The sequence below is a fragment of the Sutcliffiella rhizosphaerae genome (assembly GCF_917563925.1).
GTDB classification, from domain to species: Bacteria; Bacillota; Bacilli; order Bacillales; family Bacillaceae_I; genus Sutcliffiella_A; species Sutcliffiella_A rhizosphaerae.
On sequence record NZ_CAKJTJ010000028.1, the window covers coordinates 1 to 12193 of the forward strand.

Genomic DNA, 12193 nt, shown 5'->3' on the forward strand with positions numbered 1-12193 from the left:
GATCCTATTATCATTATCTAGAAATATCTTGAGACGTCCAAGCATTATGCAAGTCGCTCAATTAAAAAGAAGGAAGATTTTAGCTCTGCAGAAGGGCTTAAACATATAATACGAGGAGGATAAGTAATGAAAAATACAGAGTTGGAAATGACAAAACAATTGGTCATCCATTATAAAGCAGAAGTAGCAAAAAGCGAAATGAAAATACAGGAAATCGAATTTCAGCTAAAAAAGGAAAAGAAACGGACAATGTTTTGGGAGAAAAGAACAAGAGATTTAATCGAAGGCAAACTTCTTCAACTTGAGAAGGAAAAACAGACATTTGTTGATAAAATCATGGAGCTTGAAGTACAACTCGAAGAAGAAGGAAAGCTTGAGCGAACAGTTAAAATAACCCCCCCCCCAATTAATAAGGATTGTTTTTATTCCTACTTCACCTATACGATTATCCTGCCAAACGAAAACGATAACGACTCCTCCCTTTCCATCGTTGGAGACTACTATATACAAAATCAAAGTGATGAAGACGTCAATGATCTTATTGTTTGTCTCAAAATTTCTCCTAGTAACGCTGCCCATTTATCAGGAAAAATTAGCGCTCCACAACTTGTAGATAAAATAGAAGAAAAAGGTGCAATCGACTGGTTTTATGCATTAGACAATTGGAAAGATAAAATAAGGAACGATGGCGAATATTGGATCAGACCTTCTAACAACCCCCACCTTCTTAGTGGTTCCAGTCTGGTTCTAAAAGGATTTGAAATTATTGTAAGTAAAAACACTTCATTTTCAACGTGTAAAGTTGATGCTTATGTATATAGCAGTAATCGGGAATTGCCTGTTGGTGTAAAAAATAGAATTAATCTGCATTTTTCTTAGGTAGCTTTACTAGATTACTAGAAAAAAGGCGCTTGTACTATGTTAAAAGCCCTCTCATCATAGACAAACTAGAATACATTATTTGTAGGAAGAATAATATTCCTAACAATATTAGAGGGAGGAAGTCTCCCAATCATAATAGGACTGCTGAAGCTGCTGAAAGACGTCACGAAGAAAATCATGATCAGGACTGTTTTTGCGATGGATTGTTTTTGCGGGAGAAATGTTTCTCAGTTTATTGGTAGATTATTATTTATTGAAACTACTGCTGGACCTTTAGTACCTGTAACTCCTATTAAAGTTCTTTGTTTTGACAAAAAATTCAGTGTTTTAACCGTACAAAGCACTGGTGGAACAGTTTTCTACGTCTGCTGCAAAAAAAATCGTATATATTACTTTAGCAGACTGATAGATGATAAGGCTGCTTGTCATAACGGCAGTTTTTTATCAGATTTAGTACGCATAAACCTTTAGGAAAAAACATTGTCTAGCTCCAACAACTAGCCCTTCGAGATCATAAGCCTATTCGTCAAGTAGGTGAAACACAACCTTCTCGCCGATTTTCTTATGCTTGCCGGGACTGGTCAAGGAGCTTGCGCTTTTCTTATTGGTTTGTTAAATACAAGGAGGTAAAAACATTGGGAATTGTTTATGTAGAAGGATGTTATGATGACTGCTGCAGAGAGCCGTACAGTAGAAATAAGCGCAAATATAGGGATGAATACGATCGAGGATCATGCTTTCCTCAATATCCACCTTGTCCACCTTACCCGCCATTTCCAAGTGACTTGGCTGCCAGACTTGCAGCAGCGGAAGCAACAATTGCATCCAATACTGCCAGAATAGCTGCACTTGAAGCACAAGTGGGAGCCCCTATTGACACCATTAGAGCTCAGTTTCAAGCAAATCTAAATAATACTGTCACTGTCAACACTTCATTTGATGTGGTGTCAGGAACAGTCACAACAGTTGGAATAGATGCCGCTGAACTAACAACGCCAACTGGTGACATTTTCATCATCCCTTATACAAGTGTTATCAGCATCGTATAAGAATGAAAAGGAGGAGAAAATCATGACATTTTCGCAATTACTAGCAAGATATCTCAATCGAAACATTGAAGTTTATAGTAGTAATCAATTCTTTGTTGAAGGAGTCCTGATATCAGTAGGTACTGATTCTTTTATTTTAGAAATCAGAAATGGCACGTATATTGCTCCTACTGAACGGATTACAGTATTCTTTACTAATGTTGATGGAATCAGAGTCTTGGTTGCCGCATAACTTTTGTATTCATGGAAGATGAATAATCTATAAGTATCGGCAATAAATACTCTTCATTGCCGATATTCTTTTCGTTAATGTTAATTACCGCTTTTCGGAAATATAAATATCATATATTTGTTGTTGCAAACGATTTATTACTCCATTTCGCATTGAAGATAAAGAAGTTCTATACGTGTTCTCTGAAGATCAGCAACAAACTATTATCAATCTTCCTGTGAAACTAACCATTCCTTCCAATCTTCATAGTGACGGGAAGTAAGTTTGGACACACTATTATTTCTGAGTCTTCTATGATATATAACGTCATTTAATGAAGCAATCTTTTTCCTTTTTCCTAATTGATAGATCATATACACATCTTCATAAAGCCTTCCTTTGTACATATCTTCCGTATTCCAACCATTCACTTCATGAAGTGATTGAATGTTGTAAATCCTCGGTGCTAAAGGAACAGGGTTTAATAAATAGTTTAAACTATCCCTCCATACATACCTTTGGATACTTCCTTTAAACAATTTTTTGTCCCTTGACCTTTCTTTCCACTCCATATACGTACCAAAAATTAAATCGACTTCTTCAGAAATGACAGCGAGTTTTGCTTTCACCTTCTCTAGACATGTTTTATGAAACCAATCATCCGCATCTAATTCTATCAACCATCTTCCTTTAACTATACGTAGTGCACTGTTTAAACAAGAAGCTTTCCCTTCGTTTACCTTTTTTAGAACAATATTAATGGTTGAGTAGGAACAAAAGGATGCTAAAACTTCACTAGTATTGTCTATTGATCCATCATCAATAATAATAAGCTCCCAATCGTTACAAGTCTGTTGTAGGACGCTATTGATAGCAGTCCTAATATATTCAGCATTATTGAACGTACATAAAACTATAGAGAACATTGGATTATTAGTCAACGTGTCCACACCTTCTAGTTTTCTTTGCATACAATAATTTAGTACGTATTTAAGAGAGAGAAGAGCATAGGAGGATAATCAATGAATATTATTATCTACCCTCCAACTATTGACTGGGGGTTTATGAAACAGCGTCCACAGCAACTAATGCAACAGTTTGCTGATCATGGGTACACTGTTTTTTATTGTAATAAGACATCATCAGAAGAAGATATCCAAGAGTTAGCACCAAACCTTTTTTTAGTTTCCAATCACGAAAAATTTGTTACGAAAACACTCCCCCAACTTCGAGCAGACTCTACTTGTAATGTAGGTGTATGGTGTTCCTGGTCAAAGCTTGCGAAAGAACTTATCCAGTACAAGGCAGATTGGATAATCTATGATTGTGTAGATGAATTTGCTGAATGGATGAAATATGAAAAAGAAATGGTACAAATTGCTTCAGCAGTTACTTGCACAGCAGAAAGAATCTACAATCGATTAAAAAGAGAATATCCAAACAAGAATATAGAGTTAATTCGAAATGCATATGACAAAAATATGGGATTACACCTCCATCCTTCTTCTCCACATCCTTCTATTAAGAAAAAAATTGGATATATTGGAGCTTGGGCACCTTGGGTTGATGATAGTTTAGTAAGGAGACTAGCATCCAAACTAATTGATCATGAAATTGTTATTATCGGAGCAGAATTCGGAAAAAATTTCACACTCAAACATCTTCCAAACGTTACTTTTTTAGGACAAATCCCTCATGAACAATTGGCTTCACATCTTTCACAAATGGATGTTTGTATCATTCCATTTAAAATTACACCGGTTACTCTTGCTACCAATCCAGTAAAAATGTATGAATACCTTGCAACCGGAAAACCAGTAATTTCTTCTGCATTACCAGAATGTGTATTAGCACAACCATATGTCGACATTGGGAAAAACCATCAAGAATTTATATCTAAAGTTTCCTATCGCTTGTCAAACCCTGGGAATGAAAATGAAAGGAAAAGTTATTCCTTATCTAACACTTGGGAAAACAGAGTAAATCAAGCAATCACACTCATAAATAATATCTCTCACTAGAAAGGAAAGTTACTATGAAAATTTCAGTAGTCGTAGGTACAAGACCCGAGCTGATCAAGATGGCTGTTTTCATTACAGAGTTAAAACGGATGAATTCCACAAACCTCTATATTCATTCTGGACAACATTATGACTATCACATGGATGGAATGGTAGCTGATATTTTTCAGTTACCCGAGGCAGATTACAATTTGGGAGTTGGCTCTGGTTCGCATGCTAACACGACCGCCAATATCATGATAAAAATGGAAGAAATAATAGTAAATGAAAAAATGGATTTGCTTGTCGTTCATGGAGATACAAATACCACATTAGCTGCATGCTTGGCAGCTGCAAAATTATCTATCCCTATAGCACACGTGGAAGCAGGACTAAGAAGTAGAGATCCATCCATGCCGGAAGAAATAAATAGAATTTTAGTCGATCATATGTCAACGTTCCGATTCGCTCCAACACAAGAAGCAGTTGAGAACTTAAAGAAAGAAGGCATTGTCTATGGGGTTTACTTAGTTGGACAATCAATTGTTGACGCTATAGATTATATTAAGAATATGAAAACTATAAATAATGTGCTTAACAAATATGAACTAGAAAAGCAGTCGTATTTTTTTCTGACCATTCACAGACAAGAAAACACCGACAATCCTACAAGGCTATCCTCTATTTTCTCTGCTATGCATGCATTGACTAAGGACTATAATCACCAATTAGTTATATCCATGCACCCAAGGACCAAAAAAATCCTTCTACAACAAAATATGCTTCAATCTCTTTTTCAGAATAAAAGAATTACTTTATTAGATCCACCCCCTAATTTTTATGAAACCATTCAGCTGCAGCAGCATGCAAAATTGGTTATCACCGACAGTGGCGGCTTGCAGGAAGAATCTTGTATCATTGGCACACCATGTATCACTCTTAGGGAAAATACGGAAAGGCCAGAAACAGTTGAATGTGGTGCAAATATTCTAGCTGGTTATCAAAAAGGGAAAATCCTCTTGGCAGTAGAGGAAAGCCTAGCTTCTTCCCCATCATGGAATCATCCCTATGGTTTGGAAGGTGTTAGCATGAGGATGCTTGATATACTAACAAAAAATAAGAGTGATGAGTACTGACTATTATAATTTTTCACTTACAAATGATTCGTGCATTATATTGGTAGATTCAAGCTAACAAGAGGCTTTCATGATTACTAAACAAATGAGGTGATTTAATGAAAATTGGTGTAGGAGGTTACTATGGACAGGGGAATTTTGGAGACGAGCTTTTCTTAGAAACGTTTAAGCAGGTGTTTCATAAGTATACGGTATACCCTATTATTTCACATATTGACATGTCTGCTTCTGATGCAATTATTGTTGGGGGCGGTGACCTTATCATTCCGTATTCTTATAACAACTACTATTTTCCAAACACTTTAACCGAACATAAAACATGGATATATGGCATAGGCATCGTAGATTTTTATCCTCCTGATACATGGCCAGCAGAAGAAGTTGACAAGTACAGGGAAGTTATTAAACATTCAAATGGTTTATATGTACGGGATGAAAATTCGGTAAAACATGCGGAATACATGCAGTTAAACGATATTATTAAACAAGTTCCTGATATCGCATTTAGTTATGCTCAACCCAACTATCCTATAATAAAGAATCCAAATAAAAAAACGATTGGCATCTGCAGCTTCTCCTATGAAGAATTTCCAATAGATAAATTAGCACGAATTCTTTCTAGTTTACCAGAAACGGAATATGCCCTATCACTTATTGCTGTTGTAGATACAAGAAACATATATTCAGATTATGAAACATGTGTAGCTTTGAAAAATAAAATATTGGGACTTAATCCAAAGGCAGATATCACCATTAAGAAGTATCAATATCTGGATGTTACTTATAGTTGTATTCAGTCCCTAGATTATCTTGTTTCTTTTAAACTGCATCCCTCTTTAGTAGCTATTAGAAACTTAGTTCCGACATTTTGTTTAAGTAAACTAAGCAAAGTAAAGAGCCTAATGAAATCCTTTTATTTAGAAGAATACTTTTGTAGTTATGAAGCAAAAGAGGAAATCATAAAACAGACCCTAAATAACCTTTTACTAAACGGAAAAAAGAAAATGGAAAACATTTCGAGCAAAATTAAAGAAATAGAGCAAAAAAGTGATGCTGCATTAGATACACTTAAAAAAGAAATTGAAAAAAGCCAATCCTCATAACAATGGAGGAAGGCTTTTATTCTTACTTCAAATAACAAGGTTTTAATTTCAAGTTTTTCAATCTGCTGTCCTGTTTTTTAGGTTTTTTGTTCTTTATAGGATTTACTTGTGTCAATTTATTTTCTCCCAAGACACGCCATACTTTAATCATCTGCTCCACTCCTTCTTCATTTCTATTTATAATGTATTCAAGCTTGTATGTAACTGTTTATAGAAAGAGAAAAAAAAGTGTCTAAAATAAACGTGAACTTTACATGTAACAAATTTTGTTTAATTATCTAAATCACCTTCAAATATAACCTGGAATTTCACTTCTTTTGCATCTCCATTCTTTAGTCCAAGCAAAATAGCTTCAAGTGCTTCCTTATCATTTAATGTCGGTGTTAAAATGTAGCCGTCTTGAAAGATTACGTTAAGGTTTGCTTTTTTTACTAGCAATTACGTCCCTCCTAGGATTATTAAAGCCTGGTTATACCAGGCTTTAATGTTGATTCCGAACCTTCACTAGCATATCTCTCATCTTTTCTAATTCCTCGTTCTTAACTGTAATGGATTCCTCCAGCATCTTTTCATACAATTTCAATATTGATTGACCATACTTAGTGCCTGGTACTGCCCAACGGCCATTAAGATCAATCCACCTTGTTGCCGTCCCTCTTGTGACAAGATCAAAACGAGGATCAACCATTGGATAACTGGATGGGAGTTGTTCGCGACTTGCATAAGCAAACAAGTGTTGGATATGTGCAAGCACACCTACCTCAGGTGATGAGAAAGTTGCACCTCTCACTTCACCGCCAGTTGCTCCAATACCTGCGTAGTTATTTTGTTCTCGTTTAACTACTCCAGTAAATCTGAAGTAGTTGGTCTCATGAAGTGCTTGTGCAAAAGCGATATCTCCTCTTATGTTATAGCTATTTCCAATTTGGATGTAATACTCACCAACTAATGGCGCATTTGGATTGACGGCTTTCACAAAGGTATTTAGCTCTTCTGCATTCATAACTGCTTTCCCTTGAATAGAAAGTCCTGTTGGTGGTTGACTAGGAACAAGAGATGGAGGAGTTGACGGTTGGGGTGCAGGTTTTACGGTAGGAGTGGGTTGCATCGTTGTCTCCACAAGAATAAATGCCTCTACTCCTAACTTTTTTATTTGTTCGACTAGTTTTTCAGCATTAGCCCTGTCTGTGAAAGCTCCAGCTTGTACCCGGAAGTATGGTGCGCCATTTAAAGTAGTTGTCGAAATAAATGCGCTAGTTCTCTTTTCATGAAGCATTTTCATACGTTCATTTGCGTTCTTCTTGTCTTTAAAAGATCCTGCAATTACTTTATACAAATCAGTTGTCACCTTCCTTGGCAGTCCCATTGCTTTAGCGAGGCCATCACCGATTGCTACTGACACATCCTCTTTAAAAAGTTCATGCTGTATTAATTCACGGTCCCCTGCTGAATCTAAAAATAATATTTCCAACAGAATTGCTGGCATGGATGTTTCTCGCAATACATGGAAATTTGCGGTTTTGATACCTCTATCTCTTCTATTGTATTTTATTGTGATGACATTCATGACTTCTTTGTGAGTGATTTCTTGAAGGCTTTTTTCTTCTTTGGATGCAGAGCCACTAAGTTGGTAGCTTTCAAATCCTGTTCCTCCCCCTGCATTGTGATGAATGGAACAGAAATAATTAGCCTTTATGGAGTTAGCAAGCTTGGCACGAGCTTCTAGGCTTACTGTCGTATCTCCTTCTCTTGTCATCGTTACTTTTACATCATATTCGTTTTCCATATAAGATCTTACTCGTTTTGCCAAATCTAAGTTCACATCTTTTTCACGGAGTGGCTGATGAACAGCACCCGGATCCTGACCACCGTGACCAGGATCTAATACTAGTATTTTCATTCGATATTACCCTCCCTTTACTATAGAATATGCTAGATTCTAAAATGAGGATTGGGTGAATAAAGGGGAAGGCTAGCATATATTTGCTTAAAATACGAAAAAACCGCTAAAGACAATATTTGTCTTTAGCGGTAAAAAGATATTTGGATTATAGAATATGGTAACCTGAATCGACATGGATGTTCTCACCCGTAATACCACGGGACAGGTTACTGAATAGGAATAACGCAGTATCACCAACTTCTTCCTGGGTCGTCACACGACGTAACGGAGCAGTTTCTTCGATTTCTTTCAAGATAGAATTAAAATCACTTACACCTTTTGCAGAAAGCGTACGAATTGGACCTGCAGAAATAGAGTTCACACGTATACCTACTTTACCTAGGTCATTAGCTAGGTATTTAACACTAGCATCAAGACTTGCTTTTGCGACACCCATAACATTATAGTTTGGCACCACTTTTTCACCGCCAAGGTATGTTAATGTTACAATGCTGCCGCCTTCAGTCATTAATTCCTTAGCTTCTTTTGCAACTGCAGTTAAGGAATAAGAGCTGATATTGTGTGCAAGCAAAAAGCCATCACGAGTGGTGTTCATATAATCACCTTGAAGCTCCTCTTTGTTTGCAAAAGCAATACAATGAGCAACACCATGAATGACACCAACCTGCTGTTTAATTTCTTGGAAGCAAGTGCTTACGTCCTCATCCTTTGTAACATCACATGGAAGGATGATGCTGTCGTTTCGGTCCAATGACTCTGCTAGTTCGCGCACACTCTTCTCCAAACGCTCTCCTGCATATGTAAACACAAGGCGTGCTCCTGCGTCGTGCAACGAACGTGCAATACCCCATGCAATACTTCTTTTATTCGCTACTCCCATTACAACATATGTACGTCCATCTAAGGATAAATTCATGATTTATATCCTCCTATTTATATAAGTTATTAGTACCTAGTCATAATTATAGCATACTGTTATAAAAATGCGAACTTAATCTTTTCTACTTATTAATTTTTCATACTATTTCTATTACTAGTATTTTATAAAAAAGAGCGAGCTTTCAAGCAAAATCCAGAGGTTTACTTCACAACAGCCATTTAGCAAAAATTTTCATTTGAAAAAATTGCATTATCAGTGTAATTTAGTAAAAATTAAAGGGGGATTTTCAAATAGATTAACATTTGAAAGTTGAAGAAAGTGTATAATAAATATTTTAATGGTAACCTTCCCATTTATCAAACATATGTACATAAGTTCGTAGAGGTTATCTGCACAAAAAGGGGGTATTTGTGTCAATGAAAATAGATATTATTGGAGATATCCATGGATGTAAGGTTGAATTTATAGAGTTGCTGAAAGCATTGGGTTATATATCGGATGCAGGAGTTTATCGTCATCCAAATGGACGAAAACTAGGGCTTGTTGGGGATTTGACAGACAGAGGACCAGATAGTATTGGTGTGGTGAGGATGGTGTCGCAGTTGGTTGAAAACGGAAATGCCTATTATGTACCAGGTAATCACTGTAACAAGCTATACCGGTTTTTATTAGGGAACAAGGTCCAGCAGACTCATGGACTCGAAACAACTGTTGCCGAGCTTGATGCATTATCAACCAAAGATCAACAGTGTTTCCGCACTAAATTTATTTCCCTTTATGAAAATGCACCACTTTATCAAGTGCTGGACAATAAACGGTTAATTATCGCTCATGCAGGCTTAAAAAAAGAATTTATTGGTCAACAGGGAAACAAAGTGAAGACATTCGTACTATACGGTGATATTACCGGAGAATTTCATCCAAACGGGATGCCCATTAGAAGAGACTGGGCCCAATCATATGATGGAGACGCTTGGATTGTTTATGGTCATACTCCTGTACGTGAAGTGCGAGTTGTAAATAAAACGGCCAACATCGATACAGGTGCCGTATTTGGTGGAAAGCTATCTGCACTACGTTATCCAGAAATGGAGACTGTTTCAGTTGAATCCTCTATGCCATTTGTGAAAGAAAAGTTTAGAGAGTTGTGGGACTAAACAAGCGTGAGATAGGAGGGTCGAGTATTTGCATTTTTAGTTGTTTTGACATAGTTGAATTTATTAGAGGAGCGAATATGAAAGAACGGAAAAGTGTGTTCCACTTATTGCCCCTCTAATTTGACAGGAAATATTCATACAAGTCTCCATTCAGCTATTTCAGTCCTACAATGCTGCTCATATCCATAGGATAATCACTAGTAAAATGAAGCTCCTTCTTTAAAACAGGATGATAAAAAGTAAGCTCACAGCTATGCAATGCTTGACGGTTCAAATCATCCATTGGCATTCCCCCGTAGAGCGTATCACCTATCAATGGAAAACCAAGATATGCCATATGTACACGGATTTGATGAGTTCGTCCGGTTTCAAGACATAATGAAACAAGACTCCATTTCTCAGATACTTCCAACACTTGATAATGGGTAAGTGAAGATTGGCCGTCTTCCCTTACTTCACGCTCGATTATACTAGTTTCTTTCCTGCCAATCGGGGCATTTACGATTCCATGCGGAGGAAGTTCTTTTGTCATACATCCATGCACGATCGCTTCGTACCTTCTTTTCACTCCAAACAGCTTTTGTTGTAACGAAAAAAGGTGGTGTGCGTGTCTGTTTTTTGCAATAAGCATTAACCCTGAAGTATCCTTGTCAAGCCTTGTAACGATATGAATAGTTGTTTCATACCCTTTTGATAAATAGTAATACAAAATACCATTGGCAAGTGTTCCACTTCGGTACTCACGCGAAGGAATGGAGGCTATGCCTGCAGGCTTGTTAATGACTAGGACATAATTATCCTCGTAATGAATGTCTAAAGGCATCTTTTGAGGTTTCAACTCTTCACTTGGTGTTTCTTTTGGAAAGTACACCTCTACCAGATCACCTTCATTTAGTACACTGCGCACAGTAACGGCGCTGCCATTGACATGCAGCGCCCCACCGTTGAATTTAATATCAATTAAGGCTGCTTTAGAAATATGTTGCTCTTTTAAAAAATCACGTAGAAGCATGCCTTCATTATCTTTTTTAATGGTATAACGTAAACAAAACCTATTCATTTCCAAACCCCTTATTTGTCGGTAATAAATGAGTCACTTACTCGCTTCCAGAAAGGGAATGGTCGGAAACGGGCAAAACGGACCTTTTCTTTAGCAACCCTGCATTGAATGGACTTCACGTCCTTATGCAAAAGAGTAAGGTGATCGATTGTAATTTGATAATCCACATCATTTACTGGTTTCAGAAGACATGTGTGATGTTGTGGGAGAACAAGTGGCGAGCCTATTGTTCGGAATACTCGATTGTTTATGGAAGCCATTTCTGCTAGTTGAATAGCTGGTAAGCTAGGATGAAGGATTGCCCCGCCTAGCGCTTTGTTGTAAGCTGTACTTCCTGAAGGTGTCGAGATACATAGTCCATCTCCACGGAAAGTTTCAAATAATTGTCCTTTAATTTCCACGTCCATAACAAGAGTGCCTTCCACACTTTTTACCGTGCATTCGTTCAGAGCCAAGTAGCGCGCTTCTCTTCCTCCATCAATATATCGAATAATTACTTCCAGTAAAGGATATTCAACTACTTGATAAGGTGTTTTTGCAATAGCAATAACCAGTTTTTCTATTTCTTCTGGAACCCAGTCAGCATAAAAGCCAAGATGTCCAGTATGAACACCAATAAAAGCTGTTTTGTCCAACCTGCTCCGATAACGGTGGAATGCATAAAGCAATGTCCCATCTCCGCCTACCGATACAACAAGATCTGGCTGGTCTTCATCATAAATTAAATCAAAATCCTGTAGGTATGTTCTCATTTTGTGCATGAGCGTGTTCGATACCGAATCCCCTTTGGATGTTATAGCAAACTTCATACT

The 12193-nt window shown here is 37.1% G+C and carries 14 protein-coding genes; 7 read left to right on the forward strand and 7 right to left on the reverse strand.

Translation table 11 applies throughout. The features are described 5' to 3' along the window. Positions 1–126 precede the first annotated feature (126 nt). From LRP81_RS17980 to LRP81_RS17990, 3 genes are all read left to right on the forward strand, one after another. Positions 127–879, forward strand: coding sequence for a hypothetical protein (locus LRP81_RS17980; RefSeq protein WP_230503699.1), 753 nt, complete (start codon positions 127–129; stop codon positions 877–879). Between the two features lie 638 nt (positions 880–1517). Beyond that, a complete protein-coding gene (locus LRP81_RS17985; RefSeq protein ID WP_230503701.1) occupies positions 1518–1931 on the forward strand; it encodes a hypothetical protein in 414 nt (137 codons plus the stop codon). A gap of 22 nt (positions 1932–1953) precedes the next feature. Continuing rightward, positions 1954–2163, forward strand: a complete 210-nt coding sequence (locus tag LRP81_RS17990; RefSeq protein WP_230503703.1) for a hypothetical protein — start codon at positions 1954–1956, stop codon at positions 2161–2163. Positions 2164–2369: 206 nt separating this feature from the next. On the opposite strand, the gene LRP81_RS17995 is transcribed toward LRP81_RS17990, so the two are convergent. Beyond that, positions 2370–3083, reverse strand: a complete 714-nt coding sequence (locus LRP81_RS17995; protein ID WP_230503705.1) for a glycosyltransferase family 2 protein — start codon at positions 3081–3083, stop codon at positions 2370–2372. A gap of 81 nt (positions 3084–3164) precedes the next feature. Between LRP81_RS17995 and LRP81_RS18000 the strand changes: the two genes are divergently transcribed. From LRP81_RS18000 to LRP81_RS18010, 3 genes are all read left to right on the forward strand, one after another. After that, a complete protein-coding gene (locus LRP81_RS18000; protein WP_230503707.1) occupies positions 3165–4163 on the forward strand; it encodes a glycosyltransferase in 999 nt (332 codons plus the stop codon). A gap of 14 nt (positions 4164–4177) precedes the next feature. Further along, the gene (wecB, locus tag LRP81_RS18005; protein ID WP_230503709.1) at positions 4178–5278 is read left to right on the forward strand and encodes a non-hydrolyzing UDP-N-acetylglucosamine 2-epimerase; all 1101 of its coding nucleotides are present in this window, start codon (positions 4178–4180) and stop codon (positions 5276–5278) included. 98 nt (positions 5279–5376) lie between these two features. Then, complete coding sequence (locus LRP81_RS18010) at positions 5377–6381, forward strand: polysaccharide pyruvyl transferase family protein (RefSeq protein WP_230503711.1); 1005 nt, start codon at positions 5377–5379, stop codon at positions 6379–6381. A 22-nt stretch (positions 6382–6403) separates the two neighbouring features. On the opposite strand, the gene LRP81_RS23260 is transcribed toward LRP81_RS18010, so the two are convergent. The 4 genes from LRP81_RS23260 to fabI form a co-directional block, all read right to left on the reverse strand. Further along, positions 6404–6532 (reverse strand): hypothetical protein, encoded by a 129-nt coding sequence (locus LRP81_RS23260; protein ID WP_263458266.1) that lies wholly within the window; start codon positions 6530–6532, stop codon positions 6404–6406. Between the two features lie 119 nt (positions 6533–6651). Next, positions 6652–6819 (reverse strand): hypothetical protein, encoded by a 168-nt coding sequence (locus tag LRP81_RS18015; protein WP_230503713.1) that lies wholly within the window; start codon positions 6817–6819, stop codon positions 6652–6654. A 43-nt stretch (positions 6820–6862) separates the two neighbouring features. After that, positions 6863–8281 carry an N-acetylmuramoyl-L-alanine amidase gene (locus LRP81_RS18020; protein ID WP_230503716.1) on the reverse strand — a complete coding sequence of 473 codons (1419 nt, stop codon included), beginning with the start codon at positions 8279–8281 and terminating at the stop codon, positions 6863–6865. A gap of 148 nt (positions 8282–8429) precedes the next feature. Then, on the reverse strand, positions 8430–9200 hold the full coding sequence (gene fabI, locus LRP81_RS18025; protein WP_230503718.1) for an enoyl-ACP reductase FabI: 771 nt from the start codon (positions 9198–9200) through the stop codon (positions 8430–8432). Positions 9201–9580: 380 nt separating this feature from the next. Between fabI and prpE the strand changes: the two genes are divergently transcribed. Continuing rightward, positions 9581–10321 carry a bis(5'-nucleosyl)-tetraphosphatase PrpE gene (prpE, locus tag LRP81_RS18030; RefSeq protein ID WP_230503720.1) on the forward strand — a complete coding sequence of 247 codons (741 nt, stop codon included), beginning with the start codon at positions 9581–9583 and terminating at the stop codon, positions 10319–10321. A 154-nt stretch (positions 10322–10475) separates the two neighbouring features. On the opposite strand, the gene LRP81_RS18035 is transcribed toward prpE, so the two are convergent. After that, the gene (locus LRP81_RS18035; RefSeq protein WP_230503722.1) at positions 10476–11381 is read right to left on the reverse strand and encodes an RluA family pseudouridine synthase; all 906 of its coding nucleotides are present in this window, start codon (positions 11379–11381) and stop codon (positions 10476–10478) included. Between the two features lie 11 nt (positions 11382–11392). Continuing rightward, positions 11393–12190 carry an NAD kinase gene (locus LRP81_RS18040; RefSeq protein WP_230503725.1) on the reverse strand — a complete coding sequence of 266 codons (798 nt, stop codon included), beginning with the start codon at positions 12188–12190 and terminating at the stop codon, positions 11393–11395. Positions 12191–12193: the final 3 nt, after the last annotated feature.

Bases quoted from the DNA above. Each gene is read 5' to 3' on its own strand.
- LRP81_RS17980 (WP_230503699.1), top strand. From the start codon at position 127: ATGAAAAATACAGAGTTGGAAATGACAAAACAATTGGTCATCCATTAT.
- LRP81_RS17990 (WP_230503703.1), top strand. From the start codon at position 1,954: ATGACATTTTCGCAATTACTAGCAAGATATCTCAATCGAAACATTGAA.
- LRP81_RS18000 (WP_230503707.1), top strand. From the start codon at position 3,165: ATGAATATTATTATCTACCCTCCAACTATTGACTGGGGGTTTATGAAA.
- wecB (WP_230503709.1), top strand. From the start codon at position 4,178: ATGAAAATTTCAGTAGTCGTAGGTACAAGACCCGAGCTGATCAAGATG.
- LRP81_RS18010 (WP_230503711.1), top strand. From the start codon at position 5,377: ATGAAAATTGGTGTAGGAGGTTACTATGGACAGGGGAATTTTGGAGAC.
- LRP81_RS23260 (WP_263458266.1), bottom strand. From the start codon at position 6,532: ATGATTAAAGTATGGCGTGTCTTGGGAGAAAATAAATTGACACAAGTA.
- LRP81_RS18020 (WP_230503716.1), bottom strand. From the start codon at position 8,281: ATGAAAATACTAGTATTAGATCCTGGTCACGGTGGTCAGGATCCGGGT.
- fabI (WP_230503718.1), bottom strand. From the start codon at position 9,200: ATGAATTTATCCTTAGATGGACGTACATATGTTGTAATGGGAGTAGCG.
- prpE (WP_230503720.1), top strand. From the start codon at position 9,581: ATGAAAATAGATATTATTGGAGATATCCATGGATGTAAGGTTGAATTT.
- LRP81_RS18035 (WP_230503722.1), bottom strand. From the start codon at position 11,381: ATGAATAGGTTTTGTTTACGTTATACCATTAAAAAAGATAATGAAGGC.
- LRP81_RS18040 (WP_230503725.1), bottom strand. From the start codon at position 12,190: ATGAAGTTTGCTATAACATCCAAAGGGGATTCGGTATCGAACACGCTC.